The sequence below is a fragment of the Lactobacillus sp. ESL0684 genome, assembly GCF_029392675.1.
In the GTDB taxonomy this organism is placed as follows: Bacteria; Bacillota; Bacilli; order Lactobacillales; family Lactobacillaceae; genus Lactobacillus.
In genome coordinates this window covers 909198-926889 of the sequence record NZ_CP113941.1, presented here as the reverse complement: position 1 = coordinate 926889, position 17692 = coordinate 909198, and the positions used below count along the sequence as shown (strand labels likewise).

The 17692-nt window shown below is 36.4% G+C and carries 19 protein-coding genes; 5 read left to right on the top strand and 14 right to left on the bottom strand.

All coding sequences use genetic code 11. The annotated features are described in order from the left end of the window. Positions 1 to 2 precede the first annotated feature (2 nt). Positions 3 to 1085, top strand: coding sequence for a phosphomevalonate kinase (locus tag OZX56_RS04340; RefSeq protein ID WP_277126458.1), 1083 nt, complete (start codon positions 3 to 5; stop codon positions 1083 to 1085). A gap of 10 nt (positions 1086 to 1095) precedes the next feature. After that, positions 1096 to 2112 carry a type 2 isopentenyl-diphosphate Delta-isomerase gene (gene fni / locus OZX56_RS04335; protein WP_277140321.1) on the top strand — a complete coding sequence of 339 codons (1017 nt, stop codon included), beginning with the start codon at positions 1096 to 1098 and terminating at the stop codon, positions 2110 to 2112. Positions 2113 to 2192: 80 nt separating this feature from the next. Here the strand turns inward: fni and OZX56_RS04330 are convergent, their stop codons facing one another. The 5 genes from OZX56_RS04330 to OZX56_RS04310 all read right to left on the bottom strand — a co-directional run bounded on the left by OZX56_RS04330 (position 2193) and on the right by OZX56_RS04310 (position 7392). After that, complete coding sequence (locus OZX56_RS04330; protein ID WP_277140320.1) at positions 2193 to 3395, bottom strand: MFS transporter; 1203 nt, start codon at positions 3393 to 3395, stop codon at positions 2193 to 2195. 109 nt (positions 3396 to 3504) lie between these two features. Continuing rightward, positions 3505 to 4293, bottom strand: coding sequence for a Cof-type HAD-IIB family hydrolase (locus OZX56_RS04325; RefSeq protein ID WP_277140319.1), 789 nt, complete (start codon positions 4291 to 4293; stop codon positions 3505 to 3507). A gap of 1 nt (position 4294) precedes the next feature. After that, positions 4295 to 5695: an RsmB/NOP family class I SAM-dependent RNA methyltransferase gene (locus OZX56_RS04320; protein WP_277140318.1), complete on the bottom strand. Its 1401-nt coding sequence runs from the start codon at positions 5693 to 5695 to the stop codon at positions 4295 to 4297. Next, complete coding sequence (locus OZX56_RS04315) at positions 5676 to 6656, bottom strand: hypothetical protein (RefSeq protein ID WP_277140317.1); 981 nt, start codon at positions 6654 to 6656, stop codon at positions 5676 to 5678. Before OZX56_RS04315 ends, OZX56_RS04320 begins: the two co-directional genes overlap by 20 nt. Next, on the bottom strand, positions 6646 to 7392 hold the full coding sequence (locus OZX56_RS04310) for an SAM-dependent methyltransferase (protein WP_277140316.1): 747 nt from the start codon (positions 7390 to 7392) through the stop codon (positions 6646 to 6648). Before OZX56_RS04310 ends, OZX56_RS04315 begins: the two co-directional genes overlap by 11 nt. An 83-nt stretch (positions 7393 to 7475) precedes the next feature. Here OZX56_RS04310 and lepB point away from each other — a divergent pair, with 83 nt between their 5' ends. Then, positions 7476 to 8054 (top strand): signal peptidase I, encoded by a 579-nt coding sequence (gene lepB / locus OZX56_RS04305; protein WP_277126470.1) that lies wholly within the window; start codon positions 7476 to 7478, stop codon positions 8052 to 8054. Between the two features lie 64 nt (positions 8055 to 8118). Next, a complete protein-coding gene (locus tag OZX56_RS04300) occupies positions 8119 to 8310 on the top strand; it encodes an LBP_cg2779 family protein (RefSeq protein ID WP_277126471.1) in 192 nt (63 codons plus the stop codon). A 62-nt stretch (positions 8311 to 8372) separates the two neighbouring features. Here OZX56_RS04300 and OZX56_RS04295 read toward each other — a convergent pair whose 3' ends face one another. From OZX56_RS04295 to OZX56_RS04265, 7 genes are all read right to left on the bottom strand, one after another. After that, complete coding sequence (locus OZX56_RS04295; RefSeq protein ID WP_277140315.1) at positions 8373 to 9197, bottom strand: hypothetical protein; 825 nt, start codon at positions 9195 to 9197, stop codon at positions 8373 to 8375. Positions 9198 to 9213: 16 nt separating this feature from the next. Next, positions 9214 to 10035 (bottom strand): hypothetical protein, encoded by an 822-nt coding sequence (locus OZX56_RS04290; RefSeq protein WP_277140314.1) that lies wholly within the window; start codon positions 10033 to 10035, stop codon positions 9214 to 9216. Then, entirely contained in the window at positions 10032 to 10733 is a 702-nt protein-coding gene (locus OZX56_RS04285; protein ID WP_277140313.1) for an ABC transporter ATP-binding protein, read from the bottom strand. The genes OZX56_RS04290 and OZX56_RS04285 overlap by 4 nt, the downstream gene beginning before the upstream one ends. Positions 10734 to 10735: 2 nt before the next feature. After that, on the bottom strand, positions 10736 to 11098 hold the full coding sequence (locus OZX56_RS04280) for a GntR family transcriptional regulator (protein WP_277140350.1): 363 nt from the start codon (positions 11096 to 11098) through the stop codon (positions 10736 to 10738). 311 nt (positions 11099 to 11409) lie between these two features. After that, the gene (pepT, locus tag OZX56_RS04275; protein WP_277140312.1) at positions 11410 to 12645 is read right to left on the bottom strand and encodes a peptidase T; all 1236 of its coding nucleotides are present in this window, start codon (positions 12643 to 12645) and stop codon (positions 11410 to 11412) included. A 13-nt stretch (positions 12646 to 12658) separates the two neighbouring features. Further along, positions 12659 to 13456 carry a Nif3-like dinuclear metal center hexameric protein gene (locus OZX56_RS04270; protein ID WP_277140311.1) on the bottom strand — a complete coding sequence of 266 codons (798 nt, stop codon included), beginning with the start codon at positions 13454 to 13456 and terminating at the stop codon, positions 12659 to 12661. Continuing rightward, complete coding sequence (locus tag OZX56_RS04265) at positions 13443 to 14132, bottom strand: class I SAM-dependent methyltransferase (protein WP_277140310.1); 690 nt, start codon at positions 14130 to 14132, stop codon at positions 13443 to 13445. Before OZX56_RS04265 ends, OZX56_RS04270 begins: the two co-directional genes overlap by 14 nt. 126 nt (positions 14133 to 14258) lie before the next feature. Here OZX56_RS04265 and OZX56_RS04260 point away from each other — a divergent pair, with 126 nt between their 5' ends. Beyond that, entirely contained in the window at positions 14259 to 14699 is a 441-nt protein-coding gene (locus OZX56_RS04260; RefSeq protein WP_277140309.1) for an 8-oxo-dGTP diphosphatase, read from the top strand. A 39-nt stretch (positions 14700 to 14738) separates the two neighbouring features. Here OZX56_RS04260 and rpoD read toward each other — a convergent pair whose 3' ends face one another. Beyond that, positions 14739 to 15860, bottom strand: coding sequence for an RNA polymerase sigma factor RpoD (gene rpoD, locus OZX56_RS04255; RefSeq protein ID WP_277126480.1), 1122 nt, complete (start codon positions 15858 to 15860; stop codon positions 14739 to 14741). Next, positions 15860 to 17677, bottom strand: a complete 1818-nt coding sequence (gene dnaG, locus OZX56_RS04250) for a DNA primase (RefSeq protein ID WP_277140308.1) — start codon at positions 17675 to 17677, stop codon at positions 15860 to 15862. The genes rpoD and dnaG overlap by 1 nt, the downstream gene beginning before the upstream one ends. Positions 17678 to 17692 lie beyond the last annotated feature (15 nt).

Genomic DNA, 17692 nt, shown 5'->3' with positions numbered 1-17692 from the left:
TTTTGATAACAGAACAAGCACCCGGAAAATTATATATCGCTGGTGAATATGCCGTCTTAGAACAAGACTGTCCCGCTATTTTAGTTGCGGTTAATCAATTTATTCGGGTTTCAATTACTAAAAGCAAGTCAACTACTGGAACCATTCATTCTAAGCAATACTCTCAAGACTCGATCCATTGGGTCAGACGTGGCGCTAAGATGGTCATCGATAATCGTGATAATCCATTTGAATATATTCTAGCTGCCATTTCATATACCGAAAGCTTCTGCTTAGAGCAGAACATTAACATGGAAGTCTATGATTTGCACATTAATTCTGACTTGGATTCACCTGATGGTAAAAAGTACGGTCTAGGATCGAGTGCAGCCGTTACAGTAGCAACAGTTAAAGCAATTTTACGATTTTATGGCGTCTCCTTTAGCAATGAATTAGTTTACAAACTTTCAGCAATTGCTCACTATTCAGTTCAGCAAAATGGTTCAGCTGGAGATATTGCCGCTAGCGTTTATGGGGGTTGGTTAGCTTACCAAACTTTTGATAGAGATTGGTTGGCTGAAGAACTGGCACATAAATCGTTATCCGCAGTATTGAGCGAAGCTTGGCCTGGCCTAAAAATCCAATTATTGACCCCACCACAAGGACTAAATTTAAAGATCGGTTGGAGTCATCAACCCGCATCTACTTCTCGTTTAGTTGATGCAACTAACGCTAATAAAGCTGATGTAAGTACCCAATATCAGCATTTCTTAACTGCTTCACGTGAGTGTGTTTTGCAAATGATTGCTGGTTTTGAGCATAATAATATCAATTTAATCAAGCAACAAATTCGGATTAATCGACAACTATTACAAAATTTTGCACAAATGACGCAAATCGCCATTGAAATCCCACGTTTATCCAAATTAATTAATATTGCCGAAGAATTTGGTGGTGCAGCCAAAACTTCCGGTGCTGGTAATGGTGATTGCGGAATTGTAATTGCCGATCCAGATACTGATGTGAATGCCCTAGAAGCTGCCTGGCGTCAAAATGGAATCTTGCCACTAAATTTTCATGTACATCAAGTAAAACTGGTACATTAAGGAATTAACTATGTCAATTAGATCTAACCGCAAAGAAGAGCATTTAGCTTTAGCACAAAAGTTTTTTGATGCAAAACAAAAAAATAGCTTTGATCAAATGCATCTTCTGCGTCCTGCCTTACCAGAAAGCAAAGCTGCCTTAGCTACTATTAAGACATCAATGTTTGGAAAATCAGTTAATGCTCCCTTTTTTATCAACGCAATGACGGGTGGTTCTCCTAAGTCACTAGCAATCAATCGTACTCTAGGTCAAATCGCTGGTAAAACTAAAATCGCTTTGGCACTTGGGTCTGCGAGTATCTTGGTTAAAGAACCAGATCAATTGGCTAGTTTTTACGTAGCTCGTGAAGCCAATCCTGATGGCGTAATAATCGTTAACGTTAATGCATTAACCAAACCACATGATGCTCAAAAAATAGTTACCGAATTAGCTGCTGATGCACTGCAAATTCATCTTAATACTGTTCAAGAAATTGCTATGCCTGAAGGTGACCGTGATTTTTACTGGTTAGACAATCTTAAACAAATTAGACAAACGGTAACTGTGCCAATTATTATTAAAGAAGTTGGCTTTGGCCTAGACGCGGCTAGCATTCGGCTACTTAAGGAGTCAGGCTTTAATTTGTTTGATTTAGCTGGTAGTGGTGGTACTAATTTTGCCCAAATTGAAAATGCTCGAAATAATCATGATGTGTCTTATTTAGCAGATATTGGCTTACCGACTGTTATAGCCACAATGATGGCAGCACGCGAAGAGACTGACTTTATCGTTTCCGGTGGCATCCGTAACCCATTAGATATTTTTAAAGGACTTTGCCTAGGTGGAAAATACGTGGGAATTGCTAATACATTCTTACAAGCAATGCAGGAACACGGCAGTCAATATTTGTTAGAACTGATTGAGGGTTGGCAAGAAGAATTAGCCAATCTCCTGGCAATCTATGGCCAACATGATCTTGAGCATTTGACCGAACTTAAGCAATACTATGACTTACCTTTAAAAAGTTTAATTGAGCAATTATTATGAAGACTAATCATCCAAAAACCGCAAGGGAAATTATTCCTTTGCGGTTTTTATGTGAATTACATTTTTAATGCAGAAGTTAATCATTTATGCCTTTCTTTTAAGCGATTATTTCTATAGACAATCAAAGCAATCGCAAATAGAACAATGCCGATTAGAGTTAAAACAACCCAAGCAGCGCCGATATTAAAATGATCTGAAATGTAACTATTGATAGCTAAAATAACTAAATAAACTGCGGCTTCAAGAGCATTATCAACAGAAATAATGGTAGCCCGACTTGCTTCTGTCTTAATATTTGTTTGCAAAAGGGTATTTTGCGCTAATAATCGCACATTATAGAATGTGATATGGAGCAAGAAAAATGCCACTGAAAAATAATAAAACTGCTTCAATGATACCGAAATCAAAATAGTAATCGCTGCTAATACAACAGAAAATATAATGATATTGAGCTGCTTAAATTTTTTATGATTAATTCTTTTATAAATAAACGAACCTAAAATCCCAACTAAATCGATTGCTACTAAAATAAAACCGGTCTTGACCTCTTTGCCCTGCTGAAAATATAATTGCCACTGCGTATATGGACTATAGGTAATAAAGTCTATTGGCAAAAACAATAAAATTAATTTAAAGGTACCCGATTCTTGACTTATTACACTTTTAACATCATTTATCAAGTTAAACTTTTTTAACTCTGCTTTAGCTACACCTATATCACGACTATCAAACTTCAGTAAAAAGATCAGTACAATAGCAGTTATTGCCAAAAGCAAAGCTCCCACAATTAGCGGATAGGCCAAATTAAGATTTCCTAACACGTTTGCACCGACAAAACCAACGGCCATACTTACTGGAGTTGATACTATATTATAATTTGAATAAATATCTCCTAGTTCAGCCTTTTTATTATTTACGGCTGCTTTATTGGCAATCCATGATTGCATAGTTCCAGACTGCAGTGAATCACCTAGGGCTGTCAGAATGCCACTTATTATTAATATAGGAATATTAGCAATCGGGATAATCAAGATCAATAAGCCTACTGCTCTAATAACCGCACTAAACTGAATGGTGTGCAGATAGCCAAAATGATCTGCAATGTAGCCTGATGGGATTTCTGCAACAAAAGTTATTATCCAAAAGATGGCTAAAAATAAATTGATTTCGCCATATGGATAGCCAACCTTATGCATAAACAAATAGATGGTGCCGCTCCACACCGTTACACCTGCATTGTACAGAATATTTATCAAATAATAGATATTTTTATATTGCTTCATTTACTCCACCCAGTTTTACTTACAGACTTGGGCAAAGATTGCAAAAAAAGAAGCTTTTCAACTAATTTACTCTATACAAAGTCAAGTGACTTCTTTACTTTACAATCTATCAATCCTTTAATAATTTCCAAATTTCTTTTTGCACAGCACTATCATTGCTTGAACCGATAATTTGATCAGCCGCCTGCTTAGCACTAGCCATTGCCGTACTGGTGGCAAAACTCCTGCCAGCATATTTCAGCATCCCAACATCATTGCCACTATCACCAAAAGCAACCATCTCTTTAGGGTTAATACCCAGCTTTTTACTCAAATATTCCAACCCAACCGCTTTATTCATTCCTTTAGTCGACATATCAATTGACTCGGCAGAACCAGCCACAAACCCTAATTCAGGATGCTTTTGTTTTAGTTCCACAAGCATATCTGGCAATTTGTCTGCTGCTACATCAAAAGTAACTTTAAAGATTTTATCGTCCAAATGGTCAAAGTCAGAAACAACCGTTAATTTTTCATAATATTTAGCCAATTCTTTGGCATATTCTGGACCATCTTTTGCTAATATATAAGCCCCTAATAAGCCAGAAACCGTTGCTTTTTCATCATATTCATGTGTTAAGCCTAGTAAAGTCTGCCAATCAGTAGTAGAAAGATTATCAACATGAATAACTTGCTTACCTTTGGCAACTAATGCGCCATTTTCAGCTATAAAATACAGCTGATCGACTACTTGGGGAAACCGAGTAACTAAATTTTCATATTGGTTACCACTGGCAACGACAAACTTAATATCACGCTCTTGCATAATCTTGAACTCCCGCAAAAAGAGTTCTTCATCATAGGTTTTCTCATCAGTTAGCCACGTGCCATCCATATCTGTTGCAATTAGTTTAATCATGTTAATTTAAATATCCTTTCTTAATCGTTCGCAGTCCTTTGGGATAAAAATTCTTTAAGATACCATTACCAGTCATTTTGCCAAAACTAAAAATTAATCCATGATAACTAATCAAAACAAAGCCACGTAATTTACTCTTACTTGCTATTGTTTCTCCATGTAAATAGCTGGCATACTCATCTTGATTCAAGTCAATTACCCGCTCTTGAGGCACCCCATTTAACACTTGGGCTAATTGTTGGCCTGGTTCGAAGCGCTTTTTCTTGAGAACACCTAATTCTAAACCATTCTTTAAAATCTTTAAACCTAAATTTTGGCCTTTGTATGCTGGCAGAAAAACGTGATCATTGCTAACCTGACATAAATTTTGCCAATTAGTCAAACATACTGGCAAATTGAATTGCTCAAGTATCTCAGCTACTAACTTATTGTCACCTTTAGACAATTCAGTTGGTTTATGTTTGTGTTGGCGCTTTTTAGGTTTATTTTCAGTTGTTGGCGTAACGTCGACCAGAGGTGCCCTGAGTTTGGCCACATATTGTCCTTCCCCTAAATTATCTTGTGGCCAAAACCGTAACGTACCCGCTAAGTCTGGTAATTGCTGACCCCACTCAGGTCGACCTGCCCGAGAACCTGCAACTATTTCAAGGGGCATAATCTTAAAATCAAATTGCTCAACTAACCAAGATACAACCTGTTCGTCTTCTTCCGGCGAAAAAGTGCACGTAGAATATATTAGTTGACCACCCGGCCTAAGCATTTTTACTGCTGCAGTCAAAATCTCTTGTTGCCGTTTTTGACAAGTTAAGACATATTCCGGTGACCAATAGTCCATTGCTGCTGAATTCTTGCGAAACATACCTTCCCCACTGCACGGGGCATCAACCACTATTTTATCAAAAAAGTGTGTAAATTTGCTAGCTAATTTTGCCGGACCCTCATTAGTAACTAATACATTTACTAAGCCCCAACGCTCGATATTTTCCCGCAAGGTTTTGGCTCTAGCTGTTGAAATTTCATTAGCAACCAATAATCCTTGATCTTGTAATTTTTCGCCTAAGAATAAGCTCTTACCACCTGGTGCAGCACACAGATCGAGCACACGTTCTCCAGCTTTAACATCAGCAATTTGACCAGGAAACATAGCCGCTGGTTCTTGTGAATAAACTAGACCGCTAATCCATTCAGGATCCTGACCACTAACTTGTCCATAGTATGCTTCTGTAATCCCTGGTACCGGTACCACTTGCGAATCAGTAAATTGTTTTGCAGTACTTTTTAAAGGATTAACCCGAAAGGCTTTTTTACTGGGACTTGCTATTGCAGTAAATAAAGCTGCTGCGTCGTTTTTCCCCAGCAATGCTTGATATTTACTAACGAACTTACTTGGTAATTCCCGCACGATGTTGGTCCTTTCTTAAAAGATAAACTAAACTTACGGCATAAATGGCAATAATAAACACCCAGCTAATCATAAGTAGCCAAACTAAAGCAAGCGGACGTGAATAAAAGGCTCGCCAATTAAGGAATAGGTTTGCTGCCAAGGTCACCAATAATTCCAGTAACATATTTCTGATACCACGATTTAATAGCCAGTTACGTAAGAGTTTTCCTGATAGACTTGTCTTTTTAACTAATTGCCAATCAAGTAGTGCTAGTAATAAATTACAACAAGCAGCAGCCAAACTAAAGAGCATAATCGCCACTAACTCTTTTAAAATTGAAAATTGGTGAATTTGATGTTTGCGTACAAAGACTGGTGTTTTAGCCTTAACTTGATAATGGTTAGCAATTTGCTTGATAACCTTAGGCGAACTGTCAATCATAATTTGATAGTTTTTTAATTTAAACTGTCCAGTTGGCTGATTTGAGCCTGTTGTTAAATAATAACCATCTTGCTTCATTTGCCGATAGTGCTTTAAAGTGCCTATTACTGAATAATATTGCTTGTGTAAGATAACGTATTGATTGCCCTGTGTTTTTAAAGTTGCAATTGGGCAATTTAACCCTAAAACAGCAAACGAAACCTGTCCTTTAAAGTTATCGAGTGTAAAATAACGCCCTGATTCAGTTGGTAAACTAACCACATTATGATTAGCCCAAACTAGTGTTTGATTTGACTGCTTATCTTGTTCAACCAGATGAACCTGGATTGCACTTCGCGGATGTTTCTTTTGTAAATAATCGATTAAATCACTAACTCTTTGCGAATTATTGATTTTAATAGTTCTTGTATTATTGCTTAGACCATAAGCTTCAAGCAATTGATCAGCTTCACGCGATTGAATATTAGACAGCATGCTGCCAATGCCTAAAAAAGACAAAAAAATGATAATAATTAATCCTGTTTTTTTAAATTTCATGTTCTATCTCAAATATTTGTTCATTAATAAAATCGTAGCTTAGAAAGGTTTGATTGATCAGCTTTAATTCTTGCGTTGAATTAAAGTTTTGCTTCTGCCAAAATTGCTTTGAATTAGTGACGCCGTTTTTTTCGCCAATAAAAAGCAAATGAGCGGATGGATTATACCTTTCCCATGCACGAACAGCCGCCAAATCTGCTTGATTAAAATTAGGCGCCCAAGAGCACAGAATCAAATCGACTCGATTAAACTGCTTAATTGCATTTGGCGCATTTAATTGTATCACCTTACTAAATGGCTGACTGCCAGTCGACGATGTCTTAGACCATTCTAAAGAATCAGTCGCAACTGTCGTTACACCTGCCTCACTTAGTGCTTTGGTCCAACACGCATTGCCTGCCATAATTTCTAAAGCCGAATGCACATTCAATTGCTGTTTAATTGCTGTAGCTGTTATTTTATTGGGCAGTGACCACAGCCCATAATTGATTGATAAGAATTGGCGCAAACTGTTTAACAGTTGGTTAATTATCTTTAATTGATCTGCTGGTGCTCCCTGCTCGCTTAAACCAGCTAATTCATCTGGTAAAAAACCTAAGGGTCGCGGAGCTGCCGGCAAAATTGCTCGTTGCTTAACAGTAGCAACTATCTTATTAAGTTCTTGAACTTGCGCATGTACCTCTTTTTGCTCAAGCATTGCATCTAGTTGGTTAATTTTGTTTAAAAAATTTGTCATACATATCTACCTGCATTAATTTTACCATTCAATTGGCAATATTTCAGTTATAATAGAGATAACATGATAAAGGAGATTTTTTTATGGCAAAAAAAGTAACAAATAAAAACAACGACGAAGAAGAAAGTCTAGGTAAATTTCTTCTAGATGTTGTTGTGATGATGGCTGTTATCTTAGGGATCTTTTACTTATTGTTTAATTTTGTGTTATCAAATGACAATGTTTCAGGACCATCAATGCAACCGACTTTTGAAAATAACGACCGTTTAATTTCTGTGCGACATTTTGAACCTAAACGTAACGATGTAGTCGTCTTACTCGCCCCCAAAGCTGCCCAAGACGTTCCTGGCGCATTGTATATTAAACGAATCATTGGTCTACCTGGTGATAAGATTGTCTCTAAAAATGACAAAATGTATGTTAATGGCAAGCGCTTCTCAGAACCTTATTTAAACAACAAATATCAAAAAGCGGCCAATGATGCAGGTCACACCTATACAACGAACTTCACCTATAAAGTTCCTAAAGGTTATTATTGGGTAATGGGTGATCATCGCGACATCTCAAAGGATTCACATATTTTTGGCCCAGTTAAGCGCAAGGAACTAGTTGCTAAAGTAGTAGTAAGATACTGGCCATTCAATAAGATTCAAACATTTTAATTAATTGTTTTACTTTGAATTTAAATAATTTTTCGCTAAAATAAAATTGTAAAGGAGAATTAACATGAAGCAGCAATTACAAGAATTATCCGATGCAATTATTGACTATCAGGTAAAGCATCATGCTAGTGATACTGATCTAGCTTTTGCTAGCCACCTTTCAGTCGAAAAAATTCACGCAATGAAAACCGGTGATGGAGAATTTACTCCTGAAGAGATTAATCAACTTTATGATTACTTTGCGGCCAACCATTAATTGATTTATTGCATAAAAAAGCCTTCAAGTCTGAGCTTGAAGGCTTTTAGTTTAGCTGAAACTTAGTTGTTCTGTTTAGCTTCAACAAATCTGTTAATTAAAAGCAAATTAAGTAACACAATAGCTAAATCCCAAATTGCCATCCGCAAATCTTCCTGCCAAAAAGTAATCGTAGTCATCTTATTAACCTGAAGCAAAAAGACACTAGAAAAAGCATTAAAGATATTACTTAACAGCCAAATTACCCCAACTAATATGACTAACCTGGTGACATTAAGCACTAGCCGATATGAATTTCTCGGCAGAAAAGCCGTAATTGCATGACTAAGAAAATTAATAAAACTCGTAATTAAATAAAAACTTGCCAGAGTCAAGATTAGTAAAATGACAAAGCCAGCAATCGCAGTAAGATCTGCGCTATTCACTCTTAAAGCGCCAGTCACCCTTAAATGTGCCCATTGTTGGCTTACTTGAAATTTAAACTTACTATCAAACCCATAGCAAATTCCAAATAAACCCAAACTGGTTACTCCTTGTAAAATGACAAAGTAAATAAATGATGTAAAAGAACTTAAAATGTTACAAAGATAAATGTTAGTATCATTAAGTGGAACAAGTCGCAAGCTCTGTGTAAAGCTATACTTTTCATTTTGCCAAGTATTCACTAGTAAGTAAATTGCATCAAATAATAAAATTAATTCCAAATATGATACCAATGTCAATGGTAGAAAGTGATGAATAATATTGGGATTTTGACTAACAGTAGTATGTTTACTGAAAAAGCCAGTCATTGCCAATACAATTGCCGAAATTAGTTCGACTACAAGTATTCCATAAGCTGAGCGACTCTTTTTTCGCAAGAACTGTCTAAATAATTTAAAAAACATCAGTTACTTCCTCACTCTACTTATTTTGTTTAGCTTCAAAAAACTTACTAAAGATAAAGGTATTTACCATTAAAAAAACAACATCAATTATGAATAATAGCAAAATACCCAAAAATTCATCTAAACCAACGTTATTCATAAAGGTTAGTGGAGAAATTAAGTTCCAGGCTTTAGCCAAAGCCCAGATTAAAGCAACAATCAAAATTAGCCGAATTAAATTAATTGAAAACTTACTGGATATTCCTGGTAAAAAATCTAAGACAGCTTGGCTAACAAAATTCAAAAAGTTAGTTACTAAATAAACTAGCAAGCCTAGTATAATAATCATAGCTAATATACATAAAAAACGATAAATTGATGGAACAAATTGATAAGCATTATTCTGAATTTCAGGAATTAGTTTCTTAAAAGCTGCTAAGAATTCAGGGTTAAATAATAAGGTGGCAAGGAAGAGAATGCCTGTCCCAATGAGCTGCAAAATACCAAGATAAATGTAAGATACAAAAGAACTTAATGTATTATCTAGATAAAAGCTGACATCACTAACTGGTGCTAAACGCCAAGTTTGACTGCGATTAAGCTTTTCAGTTTCTGAACAAGAAATAATTAAATAAATTGGCAGAAAAAGAAAACTAATGGTAAAAAAGCACAGTGTTAATGTGAGCCAATCATCACCAAACTTACTTGGGTCAGTAGCATAAAACCAGCCAGAATCAATCACTAACATGAAGACAGTCAACGCAATTGCCGACACTAGTTGCAAGATAATTAATAAGTGTACTTTACGACTTTTTTTCTTAAACAATTCCGCAAATAAACGATTGAACGCTGACATCATTCTTCTCCCTCATATAGTTTTTCATAATAATCTTCAATACTTTCATGTTGCGAGCGAATTTCATCCGCCGACTTATGAGTGAAGACCGTTTTATCTTTGATAATAACTATTTCATCAAGAATTGAGGCGATCTCATTTACAAAATGATCAGAAATTAAAATCGTAGCTTGGTCAGCTTTCCAAAGAATAATTGAATTGATAATTTTCTTGCGAGCCATTGCATCAATTCCGGAAAACGGTTCGTCAAGTAAATATAAATCGGCTTTACGGGCAAAAGTTAAGGCGATAATTAGCTTTTCGCGCATACCGCGTGACAGCTGGCTCAAATGCATTTCTAAGTCCAATTTCATAAAAGTACGCAGCTGCTCAAACTGTTCTTTATCAAAGTCAGGATAAACTACTTCATAAAATTTGACTATTGCTTTAATCTTGGTTGTATCGCTAAAGCCAGTTAACCCATCGGTAAAAGAGAGATGCGCCTTTTTTTCATCATCATCTTCATACCCCATAATACTTACATCACCCCGATAGTTCTTAGCCATTGTGGCAATAATTCGCATTAACGTTGTTTTGCCAGCACCGTTTTCTCCTAATAAAGCAACGATTTTACCCGGTTGCAAAGTCAAATTAACATCCTTGAGAATGGTTTTTTGATTCTTTTTATACGTTAAATTTTTAATTTCTAAAATATCTTCCATGTTTATTCTCCCTTTGCTAGATATTTAGCCAAAATTGAGCCAATCTGCTCATCAGCAACCCCTAACTCATTCATGTTTTGGACAAACTTTTTTAATTCTGCGTTAAGTAAGTTTTGCTCGGTTTGTGCCAGTAATTCAGTATCTTCAGTCACGAAGTTGCCTTCACCTCGCTTGGTATAGAGAATTCCCTCATCATTCATCTGTTGCAGGGCCCTTTGAACAGTATTAACGTTAACAGTCAGTTGCAATGCTAGATTGCGCACTGACGGAATCCGTGCGCCTGGTTTTAACTTACCGATAATAATTTGTCGGTATAGATATTGTTTGATTTGCAAATAAATTGGAATATTATCCTTAAATTTCACTAGATCGCCTTCCATTCTTGGTGTATTATTTTCCTAGTACAATATAATAATAACTTATTTGAATGCTGTATGCAAATTTTTTAAAAATATTCAAATGTTACACATTTCGCTACTAGAAACTTTTTCAAATTAAAAAAGCCCATACATCCTGTTAATATCAGGAATTTTATGAGCTTTTTGTTTAACTTGGCTAGGTGTGCATAACTTTTGTAAGTTGTAAATTTTATCACTATTATTGCTAGAACAGTAATCTGATTCAACATAAACTTTTAATTAAGCTAAGTTTTTACACCAATTTTGTTTCACTATGGCTATTTAGCAGCATTGAGTTCAGCCATAGTCACCATCACATCAACCGCTTTGTACATTGATTCTAAAACTGTATATTCATATCGGCCGTGCATGTTTTCTTCTCCAGCAAATAAATTGGGACAAGGCAAACCCATATATGTTAATTGCGAACCATCAGTTCCGCCTCTGACTGGATCTTCATTAATTTCAAGTCCCTGTTTCTTATAGGCTTCACGGGCTAAATCAACAATTTCCATATGTTTGGCCAATTCATCCGCCATATTATAATATTGGTCGCTCATTTGTAATTTGATGCGATCACTACCAAATTGTTCGTTCATTTGTGCAACAATCGCTTTAACTAGGTTTTTACGCTCTTCTAATCCCTCACGTTCAAAATCCCGAATGATATAGTCTAAACGAGCATGATCTACTGTTCCTGTAAAGTTGGTTAAATGAAAGAATCCTGCTTTACCATCAGTTTTTTCTGGTACTTCAGCACCTGGCAATTGATTTTGAAAATCGATTCCGACTTGGATTGCATTAATCATCTGTCCCTTAGCAACGGCTGGATGCACGTTCACACCTTGGATTTCAAGACTAAATTGTGCAGCTGAAAATGTTCCCCAGTCAAGTTTGCCGGGAGCTTCACCATCAACAGTAAAGGCAAAGTCAGCTCCAAATTCAGCAACATCAAAATGTTCTGCTCCAGTACCAATCTCTTCGTCCGGTGTAAATGCCAAACGAATTTTACCATGTTTAATTTCAGGATGAGCTAGTAAATATTCTGCTAGAGTAACTAGTTCGGCTACACCACATTTATCATCGCCACCTAGCAAGGTATCTCCTGAGGCCGTAATAATAGTTTGTCCTTGATAATTCTGTAAATTTGGAAAGACAGCTGGATCCAAGAAAAATTCTGAGTCACCTAGCTGAATTTTAGACTTACCATCATAATTTTCATGAACTTGTGGCCTAATATTTTCTGCATTAAAATCAGCAGTATCACAATGCGCTAAAAAGCCCATCACTGGAACGTCATAATCAACAGTAGCCGGTATTTCTGCAATTACACAACCAGATTGTTGATTATAATGCACATCTCTTAGACCTAAATCCTCTAGATCCGGCATGATTACTTTTTTCTGGAAATTTTCAACTTTTTCAGTTGAGGGAAATCGGTCACTATGTTCATCTGAACGAGAATTAACCTGTACATATTTTAAAAAACGTGGTAATAAATTTTGATATTCCATTTTAACTCCTTAATTAAAATAAATCTTGAAATGGGTTAGTTGAAACTTGTGAGACACATAATTCAACCTGCCAATTATTTTCTTGAATCCATCGTGCTAATAGTTCGGCTACTTTAACCTTAAACAGTTGTTCCGTGTAATGCCCTGGGTCTACTACCGTCAATCCTGCTGAAATCATATCATGACCCGTATGATAATAAACATCACCAGTAATAAAGGCGTCAAGGTTATCTACTACAGCTTGCTGCCAATATTTTCCTCCATCACCGCAAATAAAACCAACAGTAGTAATTGGTTTTTGGTTATCGGCAGTAATTAAACGCACCATTTTTAAATCAAGTTTGTCTTTAACATAATAAGCGAATTCTTTTGCCGTCATCGTTTGCGGCAGCCTGCCTTTGCGACCGATGGCAATGCCATCGTCATCTAAGCAAAACGGTTCAACTTTAGTTAACCCTAATTCAGTAGCTTGCCAATCACTGGAACCATTGGCAGCTTTATCAGAATTAGTATGAATTGAATAAACCGTAATCCCATGCGCGATAATTTCGCCGTACATTTCATTTTGCGGATCAGCAAAATTTAAGTTGCGTGCTGGATGGAACATTAAGGGATGGTGACTAATAATCAAATCAACTCCAGCCCTAATTGCTTCTTCTACAACCTGCGGACGCACATCCAGTGTAGTCATGATTTTATTAACTGGACTGTCGCTTGAGCCAATCTGAATTCCTACTGGATCGCCCGAACTGGCGATTTCTTCTGGGAAAACAGCTTGCAATTTTTGAATAATATCTTTAACCTTCGTCATTTAGTTCACCTTTAATTAATGCAATTTCTTGTTCAATCTGCTCGATATGTCCTAAATCTTTATTGCGTGCTTTGTTTAAATTAACTAGTAGCTTTTGTTGATAGTATAGTTGTGAACGCCATTTTTGATAAAAGACTTCATTCTTAGCTTGCAAAATTAGGGGACCAAATAGCAACTGACGTGGAGTTAATTTAACCTCCTGCATAACCTTCTTAGCTTTAATCAGCTCATAAGTATGACCAGCTTCTGCCAATATTTCCTCAGCAACTATCTGATAACTGTGCTGAACCAGCCATTCACGCAAACCTGGTTCCCCAATATTGGGTTCCAAAATCAAAGTCGGAAATTGATAATGATTCCGCCAAGCGTCTGTTAGAATTTGCGTAATTAGTTTTCCGCCCATTCCAGCAATTACTACAGTGTCTATTCTGTCTTGCAGCGTAATCGTAGATAGACCTGAACCCAATCTAGTAGTAATTTTAGTTTGTAAACCAGCTTGGGTAATATTATCCTGGGCATTTTTAAGTGGACCTTGAGCAATATCGCTGGCAATAGCATAATCTACTTTATCCTCTAGTACCAGTTTAATTGGTAAATACGCATGATCTGTTCCGATATCTGCTATTCTAGCACTGCGATCGACCATTTCTGCCAAAGTATTCAATCGTAAGTTCATTTTTCCTAACCTCTCTTGTATTAAAATTTTAGCATATTCTGACCTAAAATTATGAAATTGATAAATTATTGTTTTCTTGTCAAACCTTGCTTATAATTTAAATATCAGCAAAGAAGGAATTTCAATATGGATAGAACAGAACGAGTAACTTTAACTAATATGTGCATGATTACCAATAACGAGCAAATCTTGGTTATTAACCGCAAGGATCCCGATTGGCCGGGGATGACCTTTCCCGGTGGTCATGTTGAAACTCACGAGTCATTTTATGAATCTGTCATTCGTGAAGTCAAAGAGGAAACTAACCTAACCATCACTAACCCACAATTAACTGGTATAAAACAGTTTTATGATAAAAATGACCATCGTTATATAGTCTTCTTTTATACTGCTACCGAATTTTGTGGTGACCTCAAAGCATCAGATGAAGGCGAACTAACCTGGATGACCAAGCAGGAATTACAAAGTCAGCAATTAGCCTATAATTTTGATCGTGATCTAAACGTTTATTTCAATAATCAACTTAGCGAACATATTCTAGACGGTAAGCGTGACGAACTTTTTTAGACAAAAAATAAAGGGGCTTTTGGCCCCTATTATTTTTAATTAATCCAAAAAGTCACGTAATTGATTAGAACGACTAGGATGACGCAACTTGCGTAAAGCCTTCGCTTCAATTTGACGAATTCGCTCACGAGTCACTCCAAAGACCTTACCAACCTCTTCTAATGTTCTAGTTCGACCATCATCAAGGCCAAAACGCAACCGTAGAACATTCTCCTCCCGATCAGTTAAAGTATCTAAGACCTCTTCAAGCTGTTCTTTAAGCATTTCATACGAAGCATGTTGTTCAGGACTAGTTGCATCTTTATCCTTGATAAAATCACCTAAGTGAGAATCATCTTCTTCACCAATCGGCGTTTCCAGTGAAACTGGTTCTTGGGCAATCTTCAAAATATCCCGAACTTTGGTCGTAGACATATCCATTTCTGCGCCAATTTCTTCAGGTGTTGCTTCACGTCCTAAATCTTGTAATAATTGCCGCTGAATTCGGATTAACTTGTTAATTGTTTCAACCATATGCACTGGAATTCGAATCGTGCGCGCTTGATCAGCAATTGCACGCGTAATTGCTTGCCTAATCCACCAAGTTGCATAAGTCGAAAACTTAAATCCTAGGCTGTAATCAAACTTATCAACTGCCTTCATTAGTCCCATGTTGCCTTCTTGAATCAAATCTAAGAAGGACATTCCACGACCAACATATCTTTTTGCAATTGAAACTACTAAACGCAGGTTAGCTTCCGCTAGTTCTTGTTTAGCCTCTTCATCGCCCTTTTCGATTCGCTTAGCCAAAGAAATTTCTTGCTCTGCATTAAGTAACGGAACTCGCCCAATTTCTTTCAGATACATCCGTACTGGATCATTCATCTTTACATTTGAAGGTGCCGACATATCCTTTAACTCAGCTTTTTCAACGTCCTTTTGTTTTCTTAAGGCTAATTTTGATGGCTCGCCCTTTTCATCAACAATACTAATGCCATTATCTTCAAACTCTTGAATTAACTGATCTACAGCTTTATTTTCCAGCTTATAAGGTTTAATCAAGCGTTTAGTAAACTCATCTTCAGTAATTGCTTTATCTTTTTTTACTTCTTTAACAATTTGCTTGACTACCTTATCTAAAGATGGTTTTTCTGATTTATCAGCTTTTGTTTGTTTTGCCACTAAAAAGTCCCCCTTTGTCCCTGAATTCTTTTTAATTGTAAAATTTTTTGAGTAATTGCGATGATTTCATCAGTATCAGCTTTTCTCTTAGCTTCTTGTAAATCATTTTCTAAACTAGTTAGCTTCGAAGTTACTTTACGCATTTCGAGTGCATGCAACTGCTCATCAATCTCACGATCGGAAAAATCCTGAGGCATATCTGTCATTTCAGTACTTATTATTATACCCTGAAGTTCATCAGGAATAAAATCTAAGAAACTATTAATTGTTGGATTTTCACGTTCCTCCATAAATTTTAGCCATAAATCTTCTAATTTAGCATATTCTGTATCTGGAAATAGAAAATTTTTTCCTATTAAATAATCGCGAGCATGCTCAGAATGCATAAATAAATATAGCAAGCGAGTTTGCACAGGATCCATTTGCAATTGTTGATTAGACTCTGATACCGGTGTTGAATCATCCTCTAGTAATGGATCTGTTATTTCTGGCATGCCCTTATGCCGCTTGGCTGCATTATTTTTACGCCGCTGACGTGATAAGTTCGCATTAAGTGAATCTTTAGATACGTGTTGCTTTTGAGCAATTTTTTCTATATATAAATCTTGTTCAACGGGATTGGACAACTGCGCAATTTCATTAACTGCTTCATCTAAATAGGCGATTTTTTCACGATCATTATCAAGATTATACTTTTGCGATAACCGCCTTAGAAAAAAGTCAGTAGGCGTTAACGCGCCGTTTATTTCATCTTGGTACTTGCTGGTGCCATATTTTTTAACATATTCATCTGGATCCAATTTTTCAGGTAAAACCACTATTCCTAAGTTAAAGCCACCTGCCTGATCAAATAATTTAGCAGCACGCTCTGCCGCATGAATTCCGGGATCATCACCATCATAATTAATAATTACATTTTTGCTAACTCGCCTCAACAAATAAACTTGCTGGTCAGTCAAGCTAGTACCCATCGAAGCAATTCCTGACTTAATTCCTGATTTATAAGCAGCAATTACATCCATATAACCTTCATATAAAATCAAGTGATCCTCACTGCGTGCAGCCTTTTTAGCTTCCGCAAAATGAAATAAGACATTGGATTTAGTAAAAATCTTGGTTTCTGGACTATTAATATACTTAGCTTCAGTTTTATCCGCAGATAATCTTCGTCCAGAAAAACCAATAACACTGCCACTTTCGTTAGTTAATGGAAACATTAGCCGATCGCGAAATCGATCAAACATCTGACCCGCTTTAGTCTGAACAAATAAACCGCTAGCAAGTAAATCGTCTTCTTGATAATGGCGCTCACGCAAATAGGTCAATAACAAATTATCTTGTTTAGGAGCATAACCGATTTGAAAATGCTTCAGCGTATCATCATCAAGTTGGCGCTGATGAGCATACTCCAATCCACGTTTGCCAGCATTAGTTGATACTAAAACGCGATAATAAAAATCAGCAGCATCCTGATGCAGTTTAATCAATGGATTAGCAGGTTGAGCATTACCTCGGCCAACTTCGCCTATATCAATTTGAGCAATCTCAGCCACTTTTTGGACACTCTCAGGAAAAGTTAGATCATCTTTTTCCATTAAAAATTTAAAAACATTGCCACCCTTACCACAACCAAAACATTTAAAAAATTGTTTCTGTTCACTAACGGTAAAGGAAGGGGTCTTTTCCTGGTGAAAAGGACATAAACCAATATAATCTTTGCCCTTTTTTTCAAGCGAAACATACTGACTGATAACATTAACGATATTGACGTTATCGCGTACTTTGGCAATAGTTTGCTCAGGTATTAATCCAGCCATCGCATCACCTATTCT